At 60.8% G+C, this 24,321-nt stretch carries 26 protein-coding genes; 8 read left to right on the top strand and 18 right to left on the bottom strand.

The window, feature by feature from the left end:
* Nucleotides 1-11: 11 nt before the first annotated feature.
* On the top strand, nucleotides 12-1,439 hold the full coding sequence (locus ACS4RS_RS10465; protein WP_439011016.1) for a gamma-aminobutyraldehyde dehydrogenase: 1,428 nt from the start codon (nucleotides 12-14) through the stop codon (nucleotides 1,437-1,439).
* A gap of 156 nt (nucleotides 1,440-1,595) precedes the next feature.
* Here ACS4RS_RS10465 and ACS4RS_RS10460 read toward each other — a convergent pair whose 3' ends face one another.
* Nucleotides 1,596-2,222 (bottom strand): YjbE family putative metal transport protein, encoded by a 627-nt coding sequence (locus ACS4RS_RS10460; RefSeq protein WP_439011017.1) that lies wholly within the window; start codon nucleotides 2,220-2,222, stop codon nucleotides 1,596-1,598.
* Between the two features lie 165 nt (nucleotides 2,223-2,387).
* Between ACS4RS_RS10460 and ACS4RS_RS10455 the strand changes: the two genes are divergently transcribed.
* Nucleotides 2,388-2,561 (top strand): DUF1328 domain-containing protein, encoded by a 174-nt coding sequence (locus ACS4RS_RS10455; RefSeq protein ID WP_003590176.1) that lies wholly within the window; start codon nucleotides 2,388-2,390, stop codon nucleotides 2,559-2,561.
* Between the two features lie 540 nt (nucleotides 2,562-3,101).
* Here ACS4RS_RS10455 and ACS4RS_RS10450 read toward each other — a convergent pair.
* The 3 genes from ACS4RS_RS10450 to ACS4RS_RS10440 are packed head-to-tail and all read right to left on the bottom strand — an operon-like array spanning nucleotide 3,102 to nucleotide 5,064.
* Nucleotides 3,102-3,548, bottom strand: a complete 447-nt coding sequence (locus ACS4RS_RS10450; RefSeq protein ID WP_439011855.1) for a DoxX family membrane protein — start codon at nucleotides 3,546-3,548, stop codon at nucleotides 3,102-3,104.
* A 59-nt stretch (nucleotides 3,549-3,607) separates the two neighbouring features.
* Entirely contained in the window at nucleotides 3,608-4,069 is a 462-nt protein-coding gene (locus tag ACS4RS_RS10445; RefSeq protein WP_439011018.1) for a tetratricopeptide repeat protein, read from the bottom strand.
* A gap of 20 nt (nucleotides 4,070-4,089) precedes the next feature.
* Nucleotides 4,090-5,064: an MBL fold metallo-hydrolase gene (locus tag ACS4RS_RS10440; RefSeq protein WP_439011019.1), complete on the bottom strand. Its 975-nt coding sequence runs from the start codon at nucleotides 5,062-5,064 to the stop codon at nucleotides 4,090-4,092.
* Between ACS4RS_RS10440 and ACS4RS_RS10435 the strand changes: the two genes are divergently transcribed.
* The 3 genes from ACS4RS_RS10435 to ACS4RS_RS10425 all read left to right on the top strand — a co-directional run bounded on the left by ACS4RS_RS10435 (nucleotide 5,054) and on the right by ACS4RS_RS10425 (nucleotide 6,910).
* A complete protein-coding gene (locus ACS4RS_RS10435; RefSeq protein WP_439011020.1) occupies nucleotides 5,054-5,272 on the top strand; it encodes a hypothetical protein in 219 nt (72 codons plus the stop codon). The genes ACS4RS_RS10440 and ACS4RS_RS10435 overlap by 11 nt on opposite strands.
* A gap of 91 nt (nucleotides 5,273-5,363) precedes the next feature.
* Nucleotides 5,364-6,116, top strand: coding sequence for a sigma-70 family RNA polymerase sigma factor (locus ACS4RS_RS10430; protein ID WP_439011021.1), 753 nt, complete (start codon nucleotides 5,364-5,366; stop codon nucleotides 6,114-6,116).
* Nucleotides 6,113-6,910, top strand: a complete 798-nt coding sequence (locus tag ACS4RS_RS10425) for a zf-HC2 domain-containing protein (protein ID WP_439011022.1) — start codon at nucleotides 6,113-6,115, stop codon at nucleotides 6,908-6,910. The genes ACS4RS_RS10430 and ACS4RS_RS10425 overlap by 4 nt, the downstream gene beginning before the upstream one ends.
* A 60-nt stretch (nucleotides 6,911-6,970) precedes the next feature.
* On the opposite strand, the gene ACS4RS_RS10420 is transcribed toward ACS4RS_RS10425, so the two are convergent.
* Together ACS4RS_RS10420 and tal are read right to left on the bottom strand one after the other, a co-directional pair.
* Nucleotides 6,971-7,639, bottom strand: a complete 669-nt coding sequence (locus ACS4RS_RS10420; RefSeq protein WP_439011023.1) for a DUF1345 domain-containing protein — start codon at nucleotides 7,637-7,639, stop codon at nucleotides 6,971-6,973.
* A gap of 93 nt (nucleotides 7,640-7,732) precedes the next feature.
* Nucleotides 7,733-8,698 (bottom strand): transaldolase, encoded by a 966-nt coding sequence (tal, locus tag ACS4RS_RS10415; protein ID WP_439011024.1) that lies wholly within the window; start codon nucleotides 8,696-8,698, stop codon nucleotides 7,733-7,735.
* A gap of 419 nt (nucleotides 8,699-9,117) precedes the next feature.
* Here tal and ACS4RS_RS10410 point away from each other — a divergent pair, with 419 nt between their 5' ends.
* Nucleotides 9,118-10,143: a sugar-binding domain-containing protein gene (locus ACS4RS_RS10410; RefSeq protein ID WP_439011025.1), complete on the top strand. Its 1,026-nt coding sequence runs from the start codon at nucleotides 9,118-9,120 to the stop codon at nucleotides 10,141-10,143.
* 38 nt (nucleotides 10,144-10,181) lie between these two features.
* On the opposite strand, the gene ACS4RS_RS10405 is transcribed toward ACS4RS_RS10410, so the two are convergent.
* Nucleotides 10,182-11,054, bottom strand: a complete 873-nt coding sequence (locus ACS4RS_RS10405) for a methylated-DNA--[protein]-cysteine S-methyltransferase (protein ID WP_183698029.1) — start codon at nucleotides 11,052-11,054, stop codon at nucleotides 10,182-10,184.
* 78 nt (nucleotides 11,055-11,132) lie between these two features.
* Entirely contained in the window at nucleotides 11,133-11,630 is a 498-nt protein-coding gene (locus ACS4RS_RS10400) for a DUF2244 domain-containing protein (protein WP_439011856.1), read from the bottom strand.
* A 22-nt stretch (nucleotides 11,631-11,652) separates the two neighbouring features.
* Here ACS4RS_RS10400 and nth point away from each other — a divergent pair, with 22 nt between their 5' ends.
* Entirely contained in the window at nucleotides 11,653-12,435 is a 783-nt protein-coding gene (gene nth, locus ACS4RS_RS10395) for an endonuclease III (RefSeq protein WP_439011026.1), read from the top strand.
* A gap of 28 nt (nucleotides 12,436-12,463) precedes the next feature.
* Here nth and ACS4RS_RS10390 read toward each other — a convergent pair whose 3' ends face one another.
* On the bottom strand, nucleotides 12,464-13,177 hold the full coding sequence (locus tag ACS4RS_RS10390; RefSeq protein ID WP_439011027.1) for a sulfate transporter family protein: 714 nt from the start codon (nucleotides 13,175-13,177) through the stop codon (nucleotides 12,464-12,466).
* Nucleotides 13,178-13,412: 235 nt separating this feature from the next.
* On the opposite strand from ACS4RS_RS10390, the gene ACS4RS_RS10385 reads away from it, so the two are divergent.
* Nucleotides 13,413-14,267 (top strand): MurR/RpiR family transcriptional regulator, encoded by an 855-nt coding sequence (locus ACS4RS_RS10385; protein WP_439011028.1) that lies wholly within the window; start codon nucleotides 13,413-13,415, stop codon nucleotides 14,265-14,267.
* Nucleotides 14,268-14,271: 4 nt separating this feature from the next.
* On the opposite strand, the gene ACS4RS_RS10380 is transcribed toward ACS4RS_RS10385, so the two are convergent.
* The 9 genes from ACS4RS_RS10380 to ACS4RS_RS10340 all read right to left on the bottom strand — a co-directional run bounded on the left by ACS4RS_RS10380 (nucleotide 14,272) and on the right by ACS4RS_RS10340 (nucleotide 24,188).
* Nucleotides 14,272-15,855 carry an FGGY family pentulose kinase gene (locus tag ACS4RS_RS10380; RefSeq protein WP_439011029.1) on the bottom strand — a complete coding sequence of 528 codons (1,584 nt, stop codon included), beginning with the start codon at nucleotides 15,853-15,855 and terminating at the stop codon, nucleotides 14,272-14,274.
* A complete protein-coding gene (locus ACS4RS_RS10375) occupies nucleotides 15,855-16,544 on the bottom strand; it encodes an HAD-IA family hydrolase (RefSeq protein ID WP_439011030.1) in 690 nt (229 codons plus the stop codon). The genes ACS4RS_RS10380 and ACS4RS_RS10375 overlap by 1 nt, the downstream gene beginning before the upstream one ends.
* 97 nt (nucleotides 16,545-16,641) lie before the next feature.
* Nucleotides 16,642-18,123 carry a mannitol dehydrogenase family protein gene (locus tag ACS4RS_RS10370; protein WP_439011031.1) on the bottom strand — a complete coding sequence of 494 codons (1,482 nt, stop codon included), beginning with the start codon at nucleotides 18,121-18,123 and terminating at the stop codon, nucleotides 16,642-16,644.
* Nucleotides 18,124-18,207: 84 nt separating this feature from the next.
* On the bottom strand, nucleotides 18,208-19,206 hold the full coding sequence (locus tag ACS4RS_RS10365; protein WP_003590145.1) for an ABC transporter ATP-binding protein: 999 nt from the start codon (nucleotides 19,204-19,206) through the stop codon (nucleotides 18,208-18,210).
* Between the two features lie 17 nt (nucleotides 19,207-19,223).
* Nucleotides 19,224-20,054 carry a carbohydrate ABC transporter permease gene (locus ACS4RS_RS10360; RefSeq protein WP_003590144.1) on the bottom strand — a complete coding sequence of 277 codons (831 nt, stop codon included), beginning with the start codon at nucleotides 20,052-20,054 and terminating at the stop codon, nucleotides 19,224-19,226.
* A gap of 1 nt (nucleotide 20,055) precedes the next feature.
* Nucleotides 20,056-20,928 carry a carbohydrate ABC transporter permease gene (locus tag ACS4RS_RS10355; RefSeq protein ID WP_131711872.1) on the bottom strand — a complete coding sequence of 291 codons (873 nt, stop codon included), beginning with the start codon at nucleotides 20,926-20,928 and terminating at the stop codon, nucleotides 20,056-20,058.
* Between the two features lie 137 nt (nucleotides 20,929-21,065).
* Nucleotides 21,066-22,376, bottom strand: a complete 1,311-nt coding sequence (locus tag ACS4RS_RS10350) for an extracellular solute-binding protein (RefSeq protein WP_439011032.1) — start codon at nucleotides 22,374-22,376, stop codon at nucleotides 21,066-21,068.
* Between the two features lie 146 nt (nucleotides 22,377-22,522).
* Complete coding sequence (locus tag ACS4RS_RS10345) at nucleotides 22,523-23,473, bottom strand: sugar-binding domain-containing protein (RefSeq protein WP_439011033.1); 951 nt, start codon at nucleotides 23,471-23,473, stop codon at nucleotides 22,523-22,525.
* Between the two features lie 136 nt (nucleotides 23,474-23,609).
* Nucleotides 23,610-24,188 (bottom strand): exopolysaccharide biosynthesis protein, encoded by a 579-nt coding sequence (locus ACS4RS_RS10340; protein ID WP_439011857.1) that lies wholly within the window; start codon nucleotides 24,186-24,188, stop codon nucleotides 23,610-23,612.
* Nucleotides 24,189-24,321 lie beyond the last annotated feature (133 nt).

Raw genomic sequence — 24,321 nt, 5'->3', positions numbered from 1 at the left:
GGGAGAACATCATGGATACGCAAATGCTAATCGGTTCCCGCTTCGAAAACGGCACGGAGACGGAAGAGCACATCCTGAACCCGAAGACCGGCGAGACGGTGATCGACCTTCCCGAAGCCTCGCTCTCCCAGGTCGATGCCGCCGTCGATGCCGCCGAAAAAGCCTTCAGGAGCTGGTCGCAGACGACGCCGGGCGAACGATCCGGCTACCTTCTGAAGATCGCCGACGCCATCGAAAAGGATGCCGCCGGCTTCGCGACGCTCGAGGCGCTGAACTGCGGCAAACCGATCGATGCTGTGCTGAACGATGAAATCCCGGCGATCGTCGATTGTTATCGCTTCTTCGCCGGCGCCGTGCGCAACCTGCACGCCCCGGCCGCCGGCGAATATCTGCCCGGCCACACCTCGATGATCCGCCGCGATCCGATCGGCATCGTCGGCTCGATCGCGCCGTGGAATTATCCGCTGATGATGATGGCCTGGAAGCTGGCGCCAGCGATCGCCGGCGGCAATACCGTCGTCTTCAAGCCTTCGGAGCAGACGCCGCTGACGGCGCTGAAGATGGCCAAGCTGCTCTCCGAAGTGCTGCCCGAAGGCGTCGTCAACGTCATCCTCGGCCGCGGCGAGAGCGTCGGCAACGCGCTGATCAACCATGCCAAGATCGGCATGGTCTCGATCACAGGCGATGTCGCCACCGGCAAAAAGGTGCTGCAGGCCGCCGCCAAGACGGTCAAGCGCACCCACCTGGAACTCGGCGGCAAGGCCCCGGTCATCGTCTTCGACGATGCCGATATCGACGCCGTCGTGTCAGGCATCCGCACCTTCGGTTATTACAATGCCGGCCAGGACTGCACCGCCGCCTGCCGCATCTATGCCGATGCCAGGGTCTACGACAATTTCGTCGCCGATCTCTCCTCGGCGGTGTCGAGCATCCGCTTCAACCAGGCCGACGATACCGAAAACGAGATCGGCCCGCTGATCTCCCGACGCCAGCGCGACCGCGTCGAAAGCTTCGTCGCCCGCGCTTCCGAGCACAAGCACATGGAGGTCACCACCGGCGGCAAGGTCTCCGGCGACAAGGGCTTCTTTTTCACCCCCACGGTCATTGCTGGCGCGCTGCAGGACGACGAGATCGTCCGCCGCGAGGTCTTCGGCCCGGTCGTTTCGGTCACCCGCTTTTCCGATGCCGACGATGCTGTCGCCTGGGCAAACGACAGCGATTACGGCCTCGCCTCCTCGGTCTGGACCAAGGATATCGGCCGCGGCATGAAGACGGCCGCCCGGCTGCAATATGGCTGCACCTGGATCAATACGCATTTCATGCTGGTCAACGAGATGCCGCATGGCGGCTTGAAACAGTCGGGCTATGGCAAGGACATGTCGACCTACGCGCTGGAGGATTACACCGCCGTGCGCCATGTGATGATCAATCACGGCTGACCTTCGTTAGAGCATGATGCCGAAAAATATGCGCGGTTTTCTCATGACATCATGCCCTAACTCTTTAATTTAGAACAGGATCCGGAGCGCGACCCAGACGCACGACCCGTCGTTGCCGGCGGAGGTGGCGTTCGACACGGATTTGCCCGGGGGATCTCAGGCTGTGTGGTTATAAAGCGCCAGCAATTGACCACCACCGCTCCAGATCATGTCGATCGCGACATAGACGATGATCGCAAGGCCGAACCAACCGATCCAGCGATAGCGGTTGAGCAGCCTGGCGACGAAATTCGACGCGACGCCCATAAATAGCACCGAGAGGATCAGCCCGAAGATCAGCGCGCTCATGTTGTCCTTCGCCGCCCCGGCGACGGCGAGCACATTGTCGAGAGACATCGAGACGTCGGCGAAGATGATCTGGCCAATCGCCTGCCGGAAGAGTTTCGGCTTGATATGCGAGACGGCTTCGCCGGCGTGAGCCTCCTCCTGCTCGCCTCCCGAAATGAGTTCGCGGCCCATCGTCCAGCAGATCCAGAGCAGCATCAGGCCGCCGGCGAGCGTGATGCCGGTGATTACCAGAAGCTTGGCGGCGATGATGGCAAAGACGATGCGGACGACGGCGGCCGCCGCAATACCGACCGCGATCGCCTTGCCGCGCAGCTCGCTGACGAGGCCTGCCGCAGCCATGCCAATGACGATGACATTGTCTCCCGACAGCAGGAGATTGATCACGATCACTTCGAAATAGGCGGAAATCGTATGCTGATCCAGAAAAGCTGGCATGGTGATTGAGCTTTCATCGACGGGCAATCGACAGCCTCTTGAAACAGATCGGGCAGGCTTTGAAAAGACCCGTATTGCTCGGGGAGAACGTCATTCCATTCAAAACGATCCGGAACAATTTGCCCGTTGCGGCGTCTTTCTCAGGCAACCGCAAAGGATGACGTCATGCTGAAATGGGCTCTAATATTTTTCGTAATTTCGATCATCGCCGGCTTTTTCGGTTTCTCCGGCGTCTCGGCAGCCACCGCGACGATCGCCCGTGTTCTCTTCGGTATCGCGCTGGTGATCTTCCTGATCTTCCTGGTTCTCGCGCTGATGGCCGGCCAGGCGGTCTTCTGAGGGAGAAATGGTCTAGATTCTCCCCAACACACGATTTGGCCACCACACGATTTGGGGAGAGGCGAGATGAATGGGCGGCGGCCGAAGACAGCGAGGTCGCGTGGCTTGCGCTTGCCGACCGACTCGACCCCGGCAGGTCCGCCTGACGCGTCTCCGGCCGGATACAGAGTCTCTCGCCCTCTACCCGGCCTTCTGGTGCTCCCCGACTGTTTTGCGCAGCCGCTTTCCGAGCCCGATTTGAACTGCAGCTGCATGTAATTGGCCTGCAGGACCTTGTGCTCTTCGGGGACTTTGCCGAACTGGTTGTCGGGACCGTTATAGATGGTAACGGGATATACGATGATCCTCCCAAAGCCACCGTTCGAATAAATGTCTACCAGCATATCCGCGATCGCGGGATCGTATTATACGAGCGTGATTGGGGACTGCCATTCCATATGCCAGCGGCCTTGTCGCCATAAGTGTAGCCCGTCTCGACGCTTCCATTTGTTCGGTTTTATTCGATTTTGTTGCGCCGGGGGTTGGGCCGCGAAGCTTCGACTACAGCACCGCCCGGAGCCATGGATGCAGTCTGTTTGTTCGCTTTCGCAGCAGATTGTCGATCGATATCGATCCTGCGCCTGACACCGCCAGGACGAACATGCCGCCGGCAATCGCCAGGTCCTTCTCGAAATGCAAGAGCTCGTTCTGGCTCGCAAGATTGGTGTGGAAGAGCAAGGCGGTCGCCAGGCAGAAGAACGCCAGCGCCAAGGCGCCAAGCCGGCAGAGAAAGCCTGTCGCAATGGACAGGCCCGCACCGATCTGAAGGGCGATGGTGGCAAAGGCAACCGGCGCCGAGAGCCCCAGTTTTGCGAAAGTATCGACGGTGGCGGTGATATCCGTCACGAGCGACCACCCTTCATGCAGAAAGATCAGCGACAGCAGAAGCCTGCCGAGGAGTAGAACGAGATCGGCCAATCCGGGCCGGCTTGAGGCGTTTTCCATCATATCCTCCAGTTTGAGAAGAACAGGCGGTTCTGCCGCCTGTTCTTGCATTCATATGCTCGTCAATTGCCGCCCTTGGCCGCAATGGCTTTTTGCAGGTCTTCGAGTTCTTCGCAGCCGCCCGGGCAAAGTTGCTTCAGTGATGACACCTGCTCCTCGGCCTTCGCCATCTCGCCTGTTTCGATATAGAGTTCGCCGAGATATTCACGCGCTGCCTTGTGATCGGGCTGAAGCTCCAGTGCCTTGGTGTAGTAGGTCAGCGACGTTTTGTAGTCGCCCGTCTTGCGCAGCGTATATCCCATCAGATTATAGACATCCGCCTGCTGGTTGTCCTCGGCAAGGCCGCGAAGCTCCGCCAAGGCGCCGTCGTAATCCTTGGCATCGATCTTGGCGCGCACCGACGTCAGGTCGGGAGCGTCCGTCGATTCCATATTGTCGACAGCAAAGGCGGGAAGCGCCGTCACCGCGGAAAAGCCCGCGCATATGGCACAAAGCCAGATGAATCCGAGAATTGCATATTTCATGATGGTCTCCTTTCGGCCTTTCAGGCCTGGACTGTCGGTGTAAAGCCGTAGGCATTGCCGTCCTTGACGAACGTGCCCGAGCCGGGGAAAGGGAAATGCGAGCCGCAGATCGCGATATTGTCGGCGATGATGCGGTCGATCAGGCGCCGGCGCGTGCCGACGGCCATCGGCCCGTCCTGATCGTAGCTGCCTTGCCATTCGGGATGCGGCGCGAGCAGGGCCGGCACATACATGATGTCGGCCGAGACAAGCAGTTGCCTGTTGCCGGAGGTGACAAGATAGGCCGAATGACCCGGAGTGTGGCCGGGCGCAGCAAGAAGACGCAAGCCCGGTGCAACCTCGGCCCCATCATCAACCTGCGTCCAGTTCTTCCATTTCGGGAAAACCTCGGCAATGCGTTTGCCGGCCGGTCTGCGGCCCTCCGCAAGCTTCTCGACCCGGCCGGGCTCGGTCCACCAATTGTATTCGACGGCATTGACGATGAGTTCGGCGTTCGGGAAGACAGGATCGTTCGTTCCCTTTTCCATCAGTCCCCAGACATGATCAGGGTGGAAATGCGAGATCATGATCGTGTCGATCTTCTTGTAGTCGATGCCGGCGGCCGCCATGTTCGCCGGCAGATGCGTGGCATTTGCCTGCCATTGACCGACGCCCGAGCCCGCGTCCATCATGATCAGACGGCCGCCGAGCTTCAGGACGACCACTGTCAGCGGAATCGGCATGAATTCGGTCGTGAGCCCGGCCTTGGAAAGCGCCTCCTTGGTGTCCTCGATCGAAGCGTTCTTGATGAAGGTCGGGTCATGCGGCTTTTTCCAGATGCCGTCATAGATCGCCGTGACTTCGACATCGCCGACAGTGTATTTGTAGAAGCCGACCATCGGCTCCAGCGGCGTTGCGGCGAGCGCCGGCATGACGAATTCCAGCTTCGACGACAGACCGAATGCAGCCGCCGCGGCAGCCGATCCCAGGACGGCGCGACGTGACATGGTAAACATGATTATGCCTCCTCTTGTTGATGGCATTTCTGGTGGCGAAGACCGGAATTGTTCAGATGTCCTCGCTGCCGAACTAGATCGCTGGCACGGCGCACTTATTCCCAATCTTGGGAGTTATTTCTTCAAGCTGCTGAAAATGTTTTTCTATTTCTATCGCGCACGACTGACGCCTCGCTGCTTGCAAAAAACTGGCGTCGACATGGAATAAAACCGCTTGCCGATCGGTCTAGATCGAAAGGGGCCGCATTGCATGCCCGCGGGTCCGACGCCCAAATTCGGCTGCTGTTGAAGCAGGGAGAATGATGACAAACGTCCAGATCACCTATCCCTTCGGATCGACCGATTGCACGCTGCTGGTCCGGCATGCGTCGGCAGCCCGCATTCCACAATCACCGCTGGCCGTCTTTCTCAGTGGTGCGGCGTGGCTGTTCCATCTCATGGTCTCCGAAAAATCGCACAGCGATCGGGTCGCTTCGGCACCCGGGACGAGCGTGCAGCATGAATTCATGCAGAACTTTCAGGACATCATCGTTCCCCATCTTGACGCGGCTTATAATTTTGCCCGCTTCCTCAGCCGCGACGCCGATGCCGCGCAGGATATTGTCCAGGAAGCGTTTCTGCGCGCCTATCGCAATTTCGAAACCTATCGTGGCGGCGACCCGCGCGCCTGGCTCTTTGCCATTGTCAGGAACTGCTGTCATGTCTGGCGCCAGCAGGATCGCCGCAAAGCGCGGTTCGAGCAGTCTTTGGGCAATGACGGCTATGCTGACCTCGACGACGGCGGCGAATACCAGATCGCCTCGGAGGAGGATTCGCCGGAGGCGGCGACGATCCGACGAAGCGAACAGCAGCGCGTACGCGCTGTCATCAGCCGGCTTCCGGAGGCGATGCGGGAAATCCTTGTCTTGCGCGAGCTTGAAGATCTTTCCTACCGACAGATCGCCGAGATCATCGATGCGCCGATCGGCACGGTCATGTCGCGGCTTGCCAGGGCGCGGCGTGAATTTGGCGAAGCCTGGGATGCATGCAGCAAAAGAGAGACGGCAGGATGAGTGAAGCCCAGGAGAAAGGTTGCCCGGAATGGCGCATCATGCTGCACGGCTTTGTCGATAACGAACTCGATTCCGTCCACACAGCGCAATTCGAGGATCATCTTGCCATCTGCCCGAATTGCAGGGCGGAGATGGAAAGGGTTCGTGCCGTGAGAAAGATCATCGATCAGGATGGCATAAAATGGAAGCCGCCCGAGGCGCTGCGCTCGCAGGTGTTGTCGATGCTGTCTTTCGAGCAGGCCGCGGTGTCCGGTCAGCCGCTCCCGCGCCAAGTACCAGTCTGGCGGCGCACGCTGGATTTCCTCCGGCAATGGAGCTTCGTGCCTTCGCTCGCGGCGCTGGGAGCAGGCGCCTTCCTGTTCATCAACGCACCGTCGCCGGCCTTGCTTTTGCAGGACCAGATCATGGCTAGCCATGTCAGGTCGATGATGGCCGATCATCTCACCGACGTGCTGACCTCGGATCAGCACACGGTAAAACCGTGGTTCAACGGCAAGATCGATTTTTCACCACCGGTCAGCGATCTCGCCAAGGGCGGCTTTCCGCTGATCGGCGGACGTGTCGACTATATCGGTGATCGCGCCGTTGCTGCTCTCGTCTACCGGCGCCACGGCCATGTCATCAACCTGTTCATCTGGCCGGCGGCCTCGGCCGCCCAGACGACGACGGTGGATGACGGCTACAACATGAAGCAATGGTCGGACGGAGGGCTGGTGTTCTGGGCGATTTCGGATGTCGCTGCAGGCGACCTGGCCGAATTCGAGACCCTCTTCAGGGCAGCGGCAAAGGGTTAATGCATGTCGCCCGGACGTGTGCAGCGGTTCCGGGATAACGACATGCATCAAAACAAGGAGCTAAAGCAGGCTCGCACCAACATTGATCGCCAGCGCCAGGATCGTCGTATTGAACAGGAACGACAGAACGGCATGCAGCAGCGTCAGCTTACGCATGCTGGTCGAGCTGACCGCGACATCCGCCGTCTGCGCGGCAACGCCGATGGTGAAGGAGAAATAGAGAAAATCCCAGTAGCCGGGCTCTTCGATCCCGTCGGGAAATTTCAGGCCGCCCTCCCCGTCTGTCCCGCCATAGAAATAATGGGCGTAGTGGATGGTGAAGAGCGTGTGCAGAAACATCCACGAGATCAGGATCGTCAGCACCGCCGCCCCTGCCCGCGCCAGCGCCGCGTCAGGCGCCGCTTCCTTGATGGAATGCAGCTCGATGCCGATGCCGGCGATACTGGCAAGGGCTGCACCGATCGAAAGAGCCAAAAGAACCGTATCGGAAAAATCGAGATCCTCAGCCTTTTTCCGGATGCTTTCGACCGTTGCCCGCAGCATCTTGCGCCAGCTAAGCGCGACAAAAACGCCGGCGCTGACATTCCAGCCGAACAGGATATTGCCGGCGCTGACGTCGCGCGAGGTCACAGCCAAGAAGACCACCAGTCCGGCAAGGATTGCTATGATGAAGCTCGCATGCTTGTAGGCAAATGCTGCAAGCGAATTTGCCCGTCCCTCACCCGCCATACCAGTCTCCGACAGCATATGTCTTTGATAACAGCACGAAAAAGGCGCGCCTGCCAGCCGGCAGCCGCGCCTTCGATTGCATGCCGCGTTCTATCAGGCGGCGGCGAGCTGCAGTTCCTTCTGCACCATGGCGCGCAACGTTCCGAGATCCTTGGCGAAAGCGCGAATGCCTTCGGCGAGTTTTTCCGTCGCCATCGCATCTTCATTCATCATCCAGCGGAAGGTCTTCTCGTCGACAGAGACCTTCGGATCCGGCTTGCGGCCCTCCGGCGAAAGCTTGCGCTCCAGCTTGCCTTCATCCTTGGCGAGTTCGTCGAGCAGGTTCGGGCTGATGGTCAGGCGGTCGCAACCGGCAAGCGCTTCGATTTCGCCGGCGCTGCGGAAGGAGGCGCCCATGACGATCGTCTTGATATCGTTCGCCTTGTAGTAGTTGTAGATTTCACGGACGGAGATGACGCCCGGATCCTCCTCGGCGGTGTAGTCCTTGCCGGTCGATTTCTTGTACCAGTCGAGGATACGGCCGACGAAGGGCGAGATCAGGAACACTTTGGCGTCCGCGCAGGCGATTGCCTGGGCCTTGCTGAAGAGCAGTGTCAGATTGCAGTCGATGCCTTCCTTCTGCAGTACTTCCGCAGCGCGGATGCCTTCCCAGGTGGAAGCGAGTTTGATGAGGATGCGGTCCTGATCGATGCCGCGTTCCTTGTAGGCGGCGATGATCGACCGCGCCTTGGCAAGCGAAGCCTCGGTATCGAAGGACAGATCGGCGTCGACTTCGGTCGAGACACGGCCCGGGACGAGCTTCACCAGGGCTGCGCCGACTGAGATGGCGAGGCGATCGGCGACAGCGGAAGAAACGGCTTCGGAATTGCCGCCCTGCTTCTTGCCCCAGGCAACGGCTTCCTTGATGGCGTCGGCAAACATCGGCGTGCCGAGGGCCTTCAGCACGATGCTCGGGTTCGTCGTGCAATCCACAGGCTTCAGGCGGGCGACGGCTTCGATATCGCCCGTATCGGCGACGACGGTGGTAATCTCGCGGAGTTGGTCAAGCTTGGATGTCATGGTCAATAATCCTTGTTGAACTTGGGCTGCGACCGGCGCGAGTTCCGCCCGGCAAAGGTGATCTACCGACAGATTATCTGCCTGCTGCAGGCGAGAATGCGCGCATCCGTCACGGATGATTTATAAACGTGAAGCACAGTAGCCCTGTTCCCGCGGGCAAACCGCACGCCAAACGCACGCGATACCGCCTGCGGTTGGAAGGCCGGTCGTGACTTTCGGCATGCCCGCACTATGTCCTCCTCGGACGGACAGAACGACTTTTATCGTCAGGACTATCGCCATTCGGCCAGGGAAAAGTCAAGGACATTTGTGCATTTCAATTGACATAAGTGTCACACCCGTCATTATCCAGGCACAAGCGTATCGCTGCGACCTTTCATCTCATCAGAGATTCAGGGCAGGAATTGTGCGGAGGAGATGTGGTCAAGCTTAAACGCGGCACGCACACGGCCTTTTCGGAAGCATCCTCGCTGCGGCTGAGGGCTGCGTGGCTCTACTATAATGAGGGCCTGACCCAGAAGGACGTCGCCGAACAGCTCGGCATCAGCCGTACGACCGTGATCCGTCTGCTCGATGAGGCGATGAAGCGCAGCGAAGTCCAGATCTGGATCAACGATTCGATCGGCGATTGCGTCGAACTTGCGGTAAAGCTGGAGCGCGCCTACGGCCTCGACGAGGCGATCGTCGTACCGTCACCCATCGGCAGCGACGTCAATTCGCTGGCAAAGAATGTTGGCCTGGCGCTTGGCCAGTTCCTCTCCGAAGCCATCCCCGACGACTATACGATCGGCGTCGGCTGGGGCCGGACGATGACCGCCTCGCTGTCGAGCTTCCGGCCGCCGCGCCGCGCCAATTGCAAGGTCGTCTCGCTGCTCGGCGGCATCGTCGCGGTGCACCAGACGAACCCGATCGATTACACATGGCGGCTGGCCAATCAGCTCGGCGCCGAATGTTATATGTTCCTGGCGCCGCTTCTCGTCGATTCCGTCGAGACCAAGCGCAATCTGATCGAGAAATGCGGGCTGGACACGATTTATCGTCTGGCCGAGAGCCTTGATCTGGCGATCGTCAGCTGCGGCGATATCGGCCCGCATTCGACCTCGCTGTCGGAGGGCTGGATCTCGAAGGCCGAGCTGCGGGAGCTGATCGCTGCCGGCTGCGTCTGCGACACCATGTTCAACTTCCTCGACAAGGACGGCAATTCGGTCGACCACTCGATCAATCGGCGCGTCATGTCCGTCGATCTCGACACGCTGAAGGAGGCCAAGCATATCGTGCTCTCCTCCGGCGGTGCCCACCGCGCCGTCGCCATCCGCGCCACGATCAAGCGCATCGGCTGCAACACGCTTATCACCGATGAAAGTGCGGCACGGGCGCTGCTGGAACTGGCGGAAACATCGCCCCCCGCCTCTTCTCCCCAGCGGGGAGAAGTGCCGGAGCGATAAGCGAAGTACGACCCGCCTCTCCTCACGAAAAACGCCGCTCAGGCGTGCGCCGATTCCCAGCCAAGCATCGCCCGCTTGCGGGTGAGGCCCCAATGATAGCCCGTCAAAGCGCCGTTCTTGCCGACCGCCCGGTGGCAGGGCACCACGAAGGAGATCGGGTTGGCCCCGACCGCCGCCCCGACGGCGCGCTGCGCCGTCGGCCGGCCGATATCGTTGGCGATATCGGAATAGGTGACGGCCTTGCCGAACGGGATCTTCAGGAGGCTCTGCCAGACGCGCACCTGGAAGTCCGTGCCGATCAGCACGACGCGCAACGGCTGTTCGGAGGACCATTTGCCGGGCTCGAAGATGCGGGCGGCATAGGGAACGGTCGCCTGCAGGTCCTCGACATATTGGGCATTCGGCCAGCGGCAGGTCATGTCCTCGAGGCAGGCCCGCTCGTCGCCGGAATCGCTGAAGGCAAGGCCGGCCAGGCCGCGGTCGGTCACCATGATCAGCGCGATGCCGAAGGGGCAGATGTGGAACCCGTAGCGGATGGTGAGCCCACCGCCCTTGGCCTTCCATTCGCCTGGTGACATCGCCTCATGGGTGACGAAGAGATCATGCAGCCGGCTCGGCCCGGAGAGGCCGACTTCGATCGAGGTCTCCAGCAAAGGCATATCTTCCTGGCGCAGCAGCCGCTTGGCGTGGTCGAGCGTCACCGCCTGCAGGAAACCCTTAGGCGACAGGCCGGCCCAGCGGGTGAAGGTCTTCTGCAGCTGGGTCGGCGACTGGTTCAGCCGCGCCGCGATCGCCTCGAGCGAAGGCTGGTCGCGGTAATCCTCGGTGATGAGTTCGATCACCCGGCGGACAATGTCGTAATCAGGGCCGTCAGGCGTGATGTCTGTCTGCAGGTTCGCAATCATATTCATCGTCTTTCTCCTTGTCATAAGGAGATAATCAATTGGCTGTTCGCAAACCACCCGTTTCTTGCGCACCCCCAGGTAAGTTCAGATACGCTGCTTGACCGTGGCGAGCGCCCCCTTGAAGGCCTTGGCGAAGCTTTCACGATCGTCGGGGTTGAGGAAGGAACCGATATCGGTGCGCCGGCCCTCGCCGAAGATCTGCATCGAGAGAATACCGATCTCCTGATGCCGGCGAACGAGGAAGCGCGTCCAGAACGGATTGAAATGGTGCTCCACCATCCGCCCCGATGGCGCAAACTTTCGTACCGATACGTCGGTGCGCGACACCGTGATCTCCTCACGCGCTCGTCCGGCGCGGTAGTTCAGCCAGAAGGCGCCGTAAAGCAATGCGAAATCCAGCCCGAAGAAAAAGCCGATCGGCCAGGCGCCGGTGGCGATGAAGAACATCCCATAGAGGAAGCAGACGGCGCCGGACAGGATCAGCAGCACCTTGAAGCCCCGGCGGCCGAGCGATCGGTGGGGGAAAAGCTCGGCAGCGAAAACAGGCTGCTCGTTGAAGCTGTCGGCGTTGCTTTCCATCATAGCTGCTGAGTATAGATTCACCATGGCGAATCCGAAACTCAAATCCGTTACCAGACCGTCGCAAAACTCGAATGTGATCGCTCGCCGCAAACCGGCCGCGGCAGTGAAGACCGCCTATTCGCTCGCCGAGCGCGAGGAGATCTTCCGCCGTTTCTCGGTGCAGCGGCCAGAGCCGAGGGGCGAGCTCGAGCATAGCAATCCATTCACCCTGGTCGTCGCCGTCGCGCTGTCGGCGCAAGCGACCGATGTCGGTGTCAACAAGGCGACCCGCGCCCTCTTCAAGGTTGCCGATACACCGGAAAAGATGCTCGATCTCGGCGAGGAGCGGCTGCGCGATTATATCAGGACGATCGGCCTCTATCGCAACAAGGCGAAAAACGTCATCGCGCTCTCGCAGATGCTGGTCGATGATTTCGCCGGCAAGGTGCCGAAGACGCGCGACGAACTGGTGAAACTGCCAGGCGTCGGCCGCAAGACCGCCAATGTCGTGCTCTCCATGGCCTTTGGCCAGGCGACGATGGCCGTCGACACGCATATCTTCCGCATCGCCAACCGCATCCGCCTTGCCCCCGGCAAGACGCCCGACGAGGTCGAGGCGCGGCTGATGAAGGTGATCCCGCAACATTACCTCTATCACGCCCATCACTGGCTGATCCTGCACGGCCGCTATACCTGCAAGGCACGCCGCCCCGAGTGCGAACGCTGCGTCATCGCCGATCTCTGCAAGTCGCCGGAAAAGAGTTGGGATGTGCCGGCGCCGCTCGTCGAGCTACCGCCGCAGGTGATCGGCGAGGCCGTCGAGTAGAGCAGGTCGCCGCCCTGCCCGGCTAACCTCACACCCGAAAACCGGCATCGCGTGCGGAAACCATCTTGTGCAGATGTACCATCATGCCGGCGGCAAAGAGCGGGGTCAGCAGATTGACGAAGGGGATCGCCAGGAAAAGCGCGATCACCAGCCCGCCAAGAAAGACGCTGGAGGCGTGCTTGGCGCGGAAGAGCCGCGCCTCCTCAGGCGAACGGAAGCGCATGGCGGCGAATTCGAAAAATTCCCGTCCGAGCAGATAGCCGTTCACCAGAAAGAAGGCGACCAGATTGACGCCGGGGATGAACAGCAGCAGCAGCGCCACGATATTGCCGAGGATCACCACGCCGAGGAATTTGATCGAGCTTGCCATCGCCGGGCCGAGCGGCATGGCTGTGCCCGCCGCGTCCTTGGGATAATCGCGTTTTTCGATGACATCGGCGACATCGTCGAGGAACAGGCCGGCGATCAGCGCCGTAACCGGCGACAGCAGCAATGCCAGCATCAGCGCAAGGCCGACACCGGCAAGGATTGCCAAAACCAGGCCGATCCACCCAGCCCAATCCGGCACATCGGGAAAAAAACTGGTGAGCCAGGGAAAGAGGAAGGCCATGAAGGCTCCGCGCAACGCGAACCAGAGACCGACCAGCACGAGAATCGTCAAGCCGAGCACTTTCCAGAAGACCGAACGTGTTTCCGGCGCGAACAAATTGGTCAGCGATTGTCGAGCGGCGTCAAGGATCATGTCTCAGCTGTCTCCGGTTGCGCCGAAGATGTAGGAAAGATTGATACCACCCACAAGAGAGAATAAAATTGCAGGCGGTAATAGAAAACTTGTCGAAAATTAAATGCTAATATAGTATTGTCACGTATCTGAATATGCATGGGCCTGAGAAGCAGCTTCCGAAATAGTTGCAAAGACAAGGGGTCGCAACAGCGCATCCGCGGAACGCCTCTAAGGAAAAACGGGGGAGGCTGATGTGGAAGACTTTGTGCAAAAACTCAGGCAATACGCAAAAAGCGGTACTCCGGCCGAACGCCGCATCGCGAAATATTTCACCGAACATCTGAACGACCTGCCGTTCGAGACGGCTGCGTCTGTCGCCGACAGGCTGGATCTGTCGCCGATGACCGTCGGGCGCTTCCTGCGCGCGCTCGGCTACCAGGGATTGGACAGTGTCAAAGTCGAGATCCGCGAAACCGTGACGACATCGCCGGCGCAATTGCAAAGCGCCATGACCGAACTGCATCAAGACGCCGCCGAGGGTAAACCGCTCGCCGTGCTGGTTACCGAACAAATTCAGGCGCTCCACCATATCTACCATCTGACGGCGCAGCCGAACTGGTCCGAAGCCGTCAGCCTGATCAGCACCGCCCGCGAAGTGTCGATCGCCACGCACGCCAGGCTTGCAAGCCTTGCTCACCATTTCTGTCAGCGTCTGACGCAAGCCCGTGACGGCGTGCGCACGCTCGATGGTGCCGACAACCGTTTTGCCGAGCTCTTCGCGCGGTTGGCGGTCGACGACGCGTTGCTCGTCATCATCGATTGTCGCCGCTTCGTCAAGGCGCGGCTGCTTGCCAGGACGGCGCGGCGCTACGGATACAAGGTTGTGCTCATTTCGCCGCAGCAGGCGGACTGGATGGCGGATCAGTCGAACGTCATGCTGCCCTTGCCGCCCGCCCGCGCGCCCGATCTCGACAATCTGCCGCCGCTGATCGCGCTGCTCGATTGCCTGTCGGAATCCGTCATCCTCGAAGTCGGGGAGGAGGCGGCCCTTCGCCGCCGCCGCATGCTGGAATTTGCGAACGTCCTTGGGGAGACGGCCAACCACTGAACCGTTATTGCATCGTTTCCAGCTCGGCGCGATGCCGGTGCATGGTGAGAAGGCGACGGTAGTCGTGGTCGTAGAGCGCCTGTTTTGCCTTGTCGGGGAGCCGTTCATCGCCGCCCGGATACATCGCCTCGCCGGCCGCCGCCAAATCCCCGTAAAAGCCGCAGGCGACGGATGCGGCGATCGCGGTGCCGAGCAGAACCGCCTCGTTCATCTTCGGCACCACGATCTTGCAGCCGGTCGCATCGCTGTAGAGTTCCATCAGCACGGGGTTCTTTACATGCCCGCCGGCAATATGCAGCGTATCGGGTACGTAGCCGTATTCCCTCATCATTTCCAGGATATGGCGGATGCCGAGCGCAATCGCCACGGCGGTGCGCCAGTAAAGTGTGCAGAGGCCATCGAAGGACGTATCGAGGCTCAGCCCGCTGACGACGCCAACGGCGTGCGGATCGGCAAGCGGTGAGCGATTGCCATGGAAATCCGGCAGCACGAAAATGCGGCCCCCGAAGGCATCGCCCTCCTCGGCGCGCAATTCGGCGATGCGTGCAACGATCCTGTGATGCAGCGCCGCCGTCGGTTCGCCGCCGGCGGCATGCATGCGCACGATGTGGTCGAGCAGTGCGCCGGTCGCCGATTGCCCGGCCTCCACCAGCCAGGATTTTGGGAAGACCGCCTCGTAATAGGGTCCCCACATGCCATGGCTCGGCTTGCGTTCCCTGGAGAAGGTGACAATACAGCTCGACGTGCCGGCGATCAGCGCCAGCTGGTGCTCGCGCTTTGCAGGATCGGCGGCATAACCGCCGAGTGCGCCGAGTGCGCCGGCATAGGCGTCGATCATCCCGGCGGAGACATGGCAGTCGGTGGTCAGCCCCAACGCCTCCGCCGCACCAGGCGTCAGCCGGCCGACGCTGCCGCCGACCGGCACGGTCTCATCCGGCAGTTGGCCACGCGCCTGAAGGTCATCGAGACCAATCCGCTCCAGGAAATCCTGCTGCCAGCCCTTTTCGACATGAGCGAGATAGTTCCATTTCGCCGTCAACGTGCAGCGCGACCGGGCAGACGATCCGGTCGATTTCCACGTCATGAAATCGGCGAGATCGAAGAAATAGCCGGCCTTTTCCCATGTGGAGGGCAGCTTCTTCTTCAGCCACATCAGCTTCGGCATCTCCATTTCGGGCGACATGACATGCCCGGAATGTTCAAGCACAGCGTGCTCGGTCGCCGTGCAGAAATCGGCTTCCTTCAGCGCCCGGTGATCGAGCCAGACGATCGTATCGAACCGCCTCTCGCCGCCGGTGGAAACGCTGAGCTGCCGGCCTTCGACATCGCGGACGACAAGCGAACAGGTGGCGTCGAAGCCGATCGCGCCGACCGAGGCTGCAGGAATGCCGGATTGCTCCATCGCCCTGCGCACCGCCGCGCAGGCGGCGGACCAGATGTCTTCGGAATCGTGCTCGGCATGGTTCTCGCGCGGCCGGTTCATCACAATCGGATGTTCGGCCTTGGCGAGCAGGCGGCCACGGGCATCGAAGACGCCGGCGCGCGCACTGCCGGTGCCGACATCCACCGCAACCACATGTTCCCGCATCAAACCTTGATCCCGTCCAGCTTATGGTTGCGGACAAGGTGTATCAATTCAGGCATGGCGTCAAACACCACTTCCGGCGAAAGCCGGTCAAGTTCGGCGCGATAGCCGGCGAAGTTGGCATGCGATCCGCCGGTGAAGGCGAAGACCGTCATACCCGCCGCCTTGGCGGCGGCAATGCCGGCCGGGCTGTCCTCGACGACAATGCAATGCGCAGGCTCCACCTGCATTTCACGCGCCGCATGCAGGAAAAGATCGGGCGCAGGTTTGCCGCGCTTGACCATCGTCGCGCTGAAGATGTCGGGCAGCCTGCCGAGAAGCCCGGTGAGGGACAGCGACAGCCGGATCCGCTCCATCTGGCTTGAGGATGCGACGCAACAGCGAATGCCAAGCCCGTCGATCGTCGCGGCGATACCGTCGATCGGCTTCAATTCGGTGCGAAAACGGGCGTAGAGATCGGTGCGAATGCGCTCGAGAAATTCCTCGCCGGCATGGACGTTGAATTCGGTGTCCAGCCTGTCGACCATCGTCGACAGGCTGCGGCCGAGAAAGCGCTCATAGGCCTGATCCTCGGTGATCGGGACGCCGAGATCGTTCATCGCCGCAACCAGCACGCTGATCGAGATCGGCTCGCTGTCGACGAGCACGCCGTCGCAATCGAAGATGATCAGCCTTGGTTCAGCATCAGCCATGGAGGACCCAACCTGAGTTCAATTTCGGACGCACGACCGTCCCGCTTCCTCGCAAGGCCGGATGGACGGCGGCAACAGATGCGGCCATCCAGATTCCCTACACTGCGAGCTTCCCGTCGAGATAGAGCTGCAGTGTCTCCCGCGTGCCCTTTTCCCACAGAGTTTTGAGAGCATGGGCGAAACGCTTGCGGAAAAGTTCGGATTTCGCCACCTCGCCGAAAATATCGTCGAAGGCGAGAAAGGCCGACGGATCGTCCTTTGCCTTCAGCGCTGCCGCGTGCAGGCGCTCGGCGCTGGCGTCGTTGAAGACGATATCCTTGCCGCTGTCGGTCTTGCCGGCGAAATAGCGGCACCAGAGCGCCGAAACCAGCGCCAGGCCGACGACATCCCTGCCCTGGCTGAGATTGTCGAGCGTCGACGGCAGGATGAATTTCGGCTGGCGGTTGGAGCCGTCCTGCGCCAGCCGCGGAATGGTGTCGGCAATCTTCGGGTTGAGCAGGCGGTGTTCGATCAGCGCGAAATAATCCGTTAGCGACGTGTCCGGCACCGGCGGCACGATCGGGATGATCTCGTCTTTCTCGAGCTTGGCTAGGAAGGCACGAATCAACGGATCTTCCATGGAATCGTGAACGAAATGAATGTCCATCAGCGCTGCCGGATAGGCGATCGCCGCATGCCCGCCGTTGAGGATGCGGATCTTCATATGCTCATAGGGCGTGACATCGGGAACGAAGGTGACGCCGACCTTTTCCAGCGCCGGCCGGCCGGCGGTGAACTTGTCCTCCAGCACCCACTGCTTGAATTCCTCGCAGTAGACCGGCCAATTGTCCTCGATCTCGAAATTGTCCTTGAGGAAATCGATCTCCCGCTGGCCGGTTGCCGGCGTGATGCGGTCGACCATCGCATTCGGGAAGGCGACGTTTTCCCGGATCCACTCGGCAAAGCCGGAATCCGAAAGTGCCGCCGTGCCGACCACGGCATTGGCGGTGACGATGCCGTTATGGGGAATGTTGTCGCAGGACATGACGGTGAAAGGGCCGATGCCCTTCGCCTTGCGCGCCTTAAGGCCGGCGACGATCAGGCCGAACACCGTCTTCGGCGCGTTGGGGCTGTTTCCGTCGGCAGCGATCGCCGGATGGGCCGGATTGAATGTGCCCGATGCATCGATGAAATAACCGCCCTCGGTGATCGTCATCGAGACGATGCGAATTTCGGGATCGGCGAGCCGGGCGATGATCGCGGCGGCATCGCCGACCGGCAGGATATCGATCATCGGCGCGGTGACGCGCGCCGCCGTCTTGTTGTTGTCCTGCTCGACCACCGTCGTCAGAAAATCCTGGGCCGCAAGCTTTTCGCGCATGGCGGCATCCGACGGCAGCACACCGGCGCCGACGATCGCCCAGTCGTGATCCGCGCCTGAGTTGAAGAGGTCGTCGAGATAGACCGCCTGATGGGCGCGGTGGAAATTGCCGACGCCGAAGTGCACGATGCCGGCTTTCAGCGACGCCCTGTCATATCCAGGCACGGCGGCAGTGTGCGCCGCGTCGGAAAGCGTTGCCAGCGATAGTTTGCACGTCATGTTTCAGTCCTCTTGAAGGTCTTGCCGAAACGGCCAGGCGCCATCGCCCGGCTCGCATGCCTGCCCCCAGCCCGGCCGCCCGCCTCAGATGGCGAGGCCGCCCTCGTTGAATTTGTGAATACGCGAACGGTCCGGCGTCAGGTAGACCGTGTCTCCAGCCTTGGCGGCAAAATCGCCGCTGCCGCGCGCCGTCACCATGCCGATGCCGTCGGCATCGATATGCAGGAAGGTGTCGGAGCCGAGATGCTCGGCGACCACGACCCTGCCCTTCCAGTCGCCGCTCTCCATCGACAGCAGCATATGTTCGGGGCGGATGCCGATCGTATGGGCGCCGAGCTGTGCGGCGTTCTGGCCCTTGATGAAATTCATCTTCGGCGAGCCGATGAAACCGGCGACGAAAAGGTTTCGCGGGCGGCTGTAGAGTTCGAGCGGCGAGCCGACCTGCTCGATATTGCCCCTGTTCAAGACGACGATCTTGTCGGCCATAGTCATCGCCTCGACCTGGTCGTGGGTGACGTAGACCATCGTCGTCTTGAGCTGCTGATGCAGCTCGCTGATTTCGAGGCGCATGTTGACACGCAGCGCGGCATCGAGGTTCGACAGCGGTTCGTCGAACAGGAAGGCCGAAGGCTGGCGCACGATGGCGCGGCCGATCGCGACGCGCTGGCGCTGGCCGCCGGAGAGCTGGCGCGGCTTGCGCTCCAGATAGTCGGTGAGATTGAGCACGCGGGCCGCATCCGAGACCTTGCGGTCTATCTCCGCCTTGTCGACACCCGCCATCTTCAGCGGGAAGGCGATGTTGTTGCGCACGCTCATATGCGGATAGAGCGCATAGGACTGGAACACCATGGCAAGGCCGCGCTCCGACGGCGCCTTTTCGGTAGCGTCGCGACCGTCGATGACGATCTTGCCGCCGGAGACATCCTCGAGACCGGCGATCAGCCTCAGCAACGTGGATTTGCCGCAGCCCGACGGGCCGACGAAGACGACGAATTCGCCGTCCTTTATGTCGAGATCGATCGAAGGGATGACCTTGGCTTCGCCGAAGACCTTGGAAACCTTCTGAAGGGTAATGCTGCCCATGTTTGTCTCCCTTTATCTTATTTCACAGCGCCGAAGGTCAGGCCGCGGACGAGTTGTTTCTGGCTGAACCAGCCGAGGATCAGGATCGGCGCGATCGCCATCGTCGATGCCGCCGAGAGTTTGGCATAGAACAGACCTTCCGGACTGGAATAGGAGGCGATGAAGGCCGTCAGCGGCGCGGCCTTCGAGGCGGTGAGATTGAGGGTCCAGAACGCCTCGTTCCAGGCAAGGATGATGTTCAGAAGCAGCGTCGAGGCGATGCCGGGCACCGCCATCGGCGTCAGCACATAGACGATCTCTTTCATCAGCGATGCGCCGTCCATGCGGGCCGCTTCGAGGATCTCGCCGGGAATTTCCTTGAAATAGGTGTAGAGCATCCAGACGATGATCGGCAGGTTGATCAGCGTCAGCACGATCACCAGCCCGGTGCGTGTGTCGAGCAGGCCGGAATTGCGGAACAGCAGATAGATCGGGATCAGCGCGCCCACCGGCGGCATCATCTTGGTCGACAGCATCCACATCAGCACGTCCTTGGTCCGCTTGGTTGGCGAAAACGCCATCGCCCAGGCGGCCGGGATCGCGATGATCAGGCCGATCAGCGTCGAGCCGAAGGAAATGATCACCGAGTTCATGAAGTGGCTGAGATAGTTCGATCGACTTTGCACCTCCGCATAGTTCTCCGTCGTCCAGTGGAAGAACAGGAACTGCGGCGGCGAGGCGATGGCGTCGGCTTCCGACTTGAAGCTGGTCAGGAAGGTCCACAGGATCGGGAAGAAGATCAGGATGCCGAGCGTCCAGGCGATCGCGGTGACGATGACCTTGCGCCGGGTTGTGACTTTTCTGGCCATCTCAAGCCTCCAGATTCTTGCCGACAAGGCGGACGAGGAAGATCGCGACGATATTGGCAAGCACGACGGCGACGATGCCGCCCGCCGAAGCGCCGCCGATATCGAACTGCAGCAGAGCCTGGGCATAGACGAGATATGTGAGGTTGGTGCTGTCGGTGCCCGGCCCGCCATTGGTGGTGACGAGGATTTCGGCGAAGACCGAAAGCAGGAAGATCGTCTGAATCAGGATAACCACGGTGATGGCCCGCGCCATATGCGGCAGGATGATGTAGATGAATTTCGAGATCGGCCCGGCGCCGTCCATTTCGGAGGCTTCCTTCTGCTCCTCGTCAAGCGACTGCAGCGCCGTCAGCATGATGAGGGTCGCAAAGGGCAGCCACTGCCAGGCGACGATGAGAATGACGGAAAACAGCGGCGCATTCGCCAGCCAGTCGATCGGCTGCAGGCCGAGCGCCTTGGCAAGATGCGCAAAAAGGCCGTTGACCGGATTCATGAACATATTCTTCCACACCAGCGCGGCCACCGTCGGCATGACGAAAAACGGCGCGATGACAAGGATGCGCACGATGCCCTGTCCGTACATCGGCTGATCGAGCAGCAGCGCAAAGGCGATGCCGCCGATGACGGTGATCAGCAGAACGCCGGCGACGAGCAGTAGCGTATTGATCAGCGCCGCGATGAAGGCCGGATCGGACAGGAAGTATTCGTAGTTGAGCAGACCGACGAAACTCTCCATGCCGGGGCTGAGCAGATTGTAGTTCAGCAGCGAGAAATAGATCGTCATCGCAAGTGGGACGATCATCCATGCAAAGAGGAGCAGCACGGAGGGCGCAATCATCAGGCGCGCTGCGGAGCGGGTATGCAAGGTTGCCATGGCAATCACCGATCTGATCTGAAGCGGGGAGCGGCCGCAGGAAAGCTTTGTCTGAAAAAGAGGCCGCCGATGCAGTTCGGGCAATCGGCGGCCCAGAGGGGCGGATCGTCAAGAATCCACCTCTTGCTCAGGAGGTTTTATTTAATGTAGCCGGCTTTGGTCATTTCGCGCGTGGTCAACTGCTGCGCGGCTTGCAGAGCCTGATCGACCGAAAGCTGGCCGGCAAGGGCTGCCGAGAACTGCTGACCCACCGCCGTACCGATACCCTGGAATTCCGGGATCGCCACGAACTGGACGCCGACATAAGGGACCGGCTTGACGGTCGGCTTGGTCGGATCGGCCGCCTCGATCGAGTCGAGCGTCATCTTGGCAAACGACGCCGCCTTCTGGTAGTCCGCATTCGCATAGAGCGACTTGCGGGTGCCCGGAGGTGCGTTCAGCCAGCCTTGCTTCTCAGCGACGAGATTGCTGTATTCCTTACTCGTCGCCCAGGCGACGAACTTCTCGGCAGCTTCGACCTTCTGCGAGCCCGCCGGAATGGCAAGGCTCCAGGCCCAGAGCCAGTTGCCGCGCTTGCCGAGGCCCTTGTCCGGGGCGAGCGCAAAGCCGACCTTGTCGGCGACCTGCGACTGCTTCGGATCGGCGACGAAGGAAGCGGCAACCGTTGCGTCGATCCACATGCCGCACTTGCCGGTCTGGAAGAGCGCCAGGTTCTCGTTGAAGCCGTTGGAGGAGGCGCCCGGAGGGCCGGCATCCTTCATCAGCTTGACGTAGAAGTCGAGCGTGTCCTTCCACTCCGGCTGATCGAACTGCGGCTTCCACTTTTCATCGAACCAGCGAGCGCCGAAGGAGTTGGACATGGCCGTCAGGAAGGCCATGTTCTCGCCCCAGCCGGCCTTCCCACGCAGGCAGATGCCGTAGATTTCCTTGTCCTTGTTGGTGATCTTGCGGGCGGCGTCGGCAACGAAATCCCAGGTCGGCGCGTCGGGCATCTTCAGGCCGGCGGCGTCAAACAGGTCCTTGCGATACATGACCATCGAGCTTTCGCCGTAGAACGGCGCAGCATAGAGCTTGCCGTCCACGGTCAGGCCACTGCGGATCGCCGGCAGCAAGTCGTCGACGTCATAATTGGCGCCGAGATTGTCGAGCGGCAGCAGCCAACCCTGCTTTGCCCAGATCGGAACTTCGTAAGTGCCGATCGTCAATACGTCGTACTGGCCGCCCTTGGTCGCGATGTCGGTCGTGACCTTCTGGCGCAGCACGTTCTCTTCGAGGGTGACCCATTCGAGGTCGATGCCGGGATTCTTCGCCTTGAAATCATCCGTCAGCTTTTGCATCCGGATCATGTCGCCGTTGTTGACGGTTGCGATTGTCAGCGTCTCAGCCGAAGCCATGCCGGCAAACGCCAGTGCTGAGCAGGCGCCCAGCAGAAAAGTTCTCAATGTCATAATCTTCCTCCCAGAAGATTGGGTGTGAGCATTCGCTTCGCTCATGGGCAATTACTCAATAAACGATAAAGAATGTCAATCGGTAATCGTTGCTGCGGTGCCGAAGGAACTAGCTATCCAATTGATTAAAAATAGGTATTTTTTGCTCAATTCCTGAGCAAAAACTCAGCCGTCTCTTCGTCGGTAATCAGAGCATTGATTTGCTGGCCGACAATGGCGGCCCGGATCGCCTTGAACTTGCGCTTGCCCTTGGCCAGACCGATGACCATCGACGTGTCGCGGGACGGAATCGGCGCCGACGCGACGCGTTCGTTGATCGGGTTATCGAGCAACCTGCCGTCGACGTCGAAGATCCAGCCGCAGATCTCGCCGACGGCGCCACCGCGCATCAGCTCCATCATCTCGTCCTTTTCGAGGAAACCGTCGACGCAAAGCGGCCCATCGATGCCGAGCTCGCCGATGCCGACGAAGGTGACGTCGGCCTGCGCGCTCATGTCGAGAGTCGAGCGCACCAACTGCTGGCCATGCAGCAGCTCTCGCTCTTCCGCCGAGGTGACGAGCACCGGCAGCGGCATCGGATAGTGCCGCGCCTTCACTGCATCGGCCATGCTGAAGATGACGTTGTAATAGGCGGCCGATCCGTCAGGGGCGATATTGCCGGTCAGCGAGACGATGCGGTGATTGGGACATTCGATCGCCGGAAGCTGGTCGACGGCCGCCTTCAGCGTACGGCCAGTACCGACGGCAAGCACGATCGGCTCGGCCCGTTTCAGCCACCGCTCGATCTCGGCCGCGGCCGCCTCCGCAATACCGACAGTCGCCGACGACCCGGAATCGCTTGGCACCACCTCCACATGTTTCAGCCCGAATTTCCGCCGCAGCTGGCTGGCGAGCTCCAGGCAGGCGGCGATCGGATGATCGAGGCGCACCTTGATCAGACGCTCGGCAACCGCCAGCGACACCAGCCGCTGCGCCGATTGCCGCGAGATGCCCATCGCGGCGGCGATTTCATCCTGCGTGCGCCCGGCGACGTAATAGAGCCAGCCGGCTCGTGCCGCATCGTCGAGGCGTGCCGCAGTCTCGGATCTTTTTGCCATTGAATGCCTACCACGCAAAGTGAGCCGGCGTGCCGCCGCCGAACATGATTTGAAATTGTATCGCGCCAGATCAAAACAAAATTCCGGCAAATGTCGAGCCTGTTGAAAAGAGCTCCGCCAAATAACCTACGCCTACTCAGGCAAACCATTGCATGACGAGATAGATCGCCGCCTTCACCAGGCCGTAAACCACGCCGCCGGCAACGACCAGCGACACGGCCGTCATGATGAAGCCGACCAGCGCGAAGAGTCCGTCGCGGCCCAATATGCTGAAAGCGAAGACCGAGATCGTGACCGCCGGCAGCATGTTGCCGAGTGGCACCGGCAGCAGCAGTACGATCGACAGCATCAGGCATGCGGCCCCGGCGAGATATTCGGCCGGCGGCTCGGCGAAGATCGCCAGCCTCGGTTTCAGCATCCGCTCCGCCCAGGCGAGCCAGCGATGGATTCGGCCGACAATGGTTTCGAAATCCTCCCGCCGGATCGAACGGTCGGCAATCAAGCTCGGCAGCCAGGGCTTCAGTCCGAAGGTCAACTGTGCCGCCAGAAAGACCAACGGCGCGCCGAGCACTGCCGAAGTCCCGGGCGGCGTCGGAAAAGCGTTCGGCAGCGCGAAAATCAGCATAAGTGCGCTGATCGCCCTGTCGCCCATCGTGTGGAACAGGTCGCCGATCGAAATCCGCTCCCGGCTCCGGTCGGCGGCCAGCTGACGCAGCATGGATGAAAGGCGACGGCCTTTGGGGCGGGGTGGACGGGGTCTTCTGCGTCTGTGGAAATCGGCGTTTTCGATGGTCATGATACCAGTGAGTGATGGAAGTGCAGGCTCGGATTTTGGCCGCGCAATATGC

It is taken from the genome of Rhizobium sp. F40D2, from assembly GCF_051810745.2.
Taxonomy (GTDB): domain Bacteria; phylum Pseudomonadota; class Alphaproteobacteria; order Rhizobiales; family Rhizobiaceae; genus Rhizobium.
This window is presented reverse-complemented; position numbering and strand designations above follow the sequence as displayed.

Bases quoted from the DNA above. Each gene is read 5' to 3' on its own strand.
- ACS4RS_RS10465 (WP_439011016.1), top strand. From the start codon at position 12: ATGGATACGCAAATGCTAATCGGTTCCCGCTTCGAAAACGGCACGGAG.
- ACS4RS_RS10460 (WP_439011017.1), bottom strand. From the start codon at position 2,222: ATGCCAGCTTTTCTGGATCAGCATACGATTTCCGCCTATTTCGAAGTG.
- ACS4RS_RS10455 (WP_003590176.1), top strand. From the start codon at position 2,388: ATGCTGAAATGGGCTCTAATATTTTTCGTAATTTCGATCATCGCCGGC.
- ACS4RS_RS10450 (WP_439011855.1), bottom strand. From the start codon at position 3,548: ATGATGGAAAACGCCTCAAGCCGGCCCGGATTGGCCGATCTCGTTCTA.
- ACS4RS_RS10445 (WP_439011018.1), bottom strand. From the start codon at position 4,069: ATGAAATATGCAATTCTCGGATTCATCTGGCTTTGTGCCATATGCGCG.
- ACS4RS_RS10435 (WP_439011020.1), top strand. From the start codon at position 5,054: ATGGTAAACATGATTATGCCTCCTCTTGTTGATGGCATTTCTGGTGGC.
- ACS4RS_RS10440 (WP_439011019.1), bottom strand. From the start codon at position 5,064: ATGTTTACCATGTCACGTCGCGCCGTCCTGGGATCGGCTGCCGCGGCG.
- ACS4RS_RS10430 (WP_439011021.1), top strand. From the start codon at position 5,364: ATGATGACAAACGTCCAGATCACCTATCCCTTCGGATCGACCGATTGC.
- ACS4RS_RS10425 (WP_439011022.1), top strand. From the start codon at position 6,113: ATGAGTGAAGCCCAGGAGAAAGGTTGCCCGGAATGGCGCATCATGCTG.
- ACS4RS_RS10420 (WP_439011023.1), bottom strand. From the start codon at position 7,639: ATGGCGGGTGAGGGACGGGCAAATTCGCTTGCAGCATTTGCCTACAAG.
- tal (WP_439011024.1), bottom strand. From the start codon at position 8,698: ATGACATCCAAGCTTGACCAACTCCGCGAGATTACCACCGTCGTCGCC.
- ACS4RS_RS10405 (WP_183698029.1), bottom strand. From the start codon at position 11,054: ATGAATATGATTGCGAACCTGCAGACAGACATCACGCCTGACGGCCCT.
- ACS4RS_RS10400 (WP_439011856.1), bottom strand. From the start codon at position 11,630: ATGATGGAAAGCAACGCCGACAGCTTCAACGAGCAGCCTGTTTTCGCT.
- nth (WP_439011026.1), top strand. From the start codon at position 11,653: ATGGCGAATCCGAAACTCAAATCCGTTACCAGACCGTCGCAAAACTCG.
- ACS4RS_RS10390 (WP_439011027.1), bottom strand. From the start codon at position 13,177: ATGATCCTTGACGCCGCTCGACAATCGCTGACCAATTTGTTCGCGCCG.
- ACS4RS_RS10380 (WP_439011029.1), bottom strand. From the start codon at position 15,855: ATGCGGGAACATGTGGTTGCGGTGGATGTCGGCACCGGCAGTGCGCGC.
- ACS4RS_RS10375 (WP_439011030.1), bottom strand. From the start codon at position 16,544: ATGGCTGATGCTGAACCAAGGCTGATCATCTTCGATTGCGACGGCGTG.
- ACS4RS_RS10370 (WP_439011031.1), bottom strand. From the start codon at position 18,123: ATGACGTGCAAACTATCGCTGGCAACGCTTTCCGACGCGGCGCACACT.
- ACS4RS_RS10365 (WP_003590145.1), bottom strand. From the start codon at position 19,206: ATGGGCAGCATTACCCTTCAGAAGGTTTCCAAGGTCTTCGGCGAAGCC.
- ACS4RS_RS10360 (WP_003590144.1), bottom strand. From the start codon at position 20,054: ATGGCCAGAAAAGTCACAACCCGGCGCAAGGTCATCGTCACCGCGATC.
- ACS4RS_RS10355 (WP_131711872.1), bottom strand. From the start codon at position 20,928: ATGGCAACCTTGCATACCCGCTCCGCAGCGCGCCTGATGATTGCGCCC.
- ACS4RS_RS10350 (WP_439011032.1), bottom strand. From the start codon at position 22,376: ATGACATTGAGAACTTTTCTGCTGGGCGCCTGCTCAGCACTGGCGTTT.
- ACS4RS_RS10345 (WP_439011033.1), bottom strand. From the start codon at position 23,473: ATGGCAAAAAGATCCGAGACTGCGGCACGCCTCGACGATGCGGCACGA.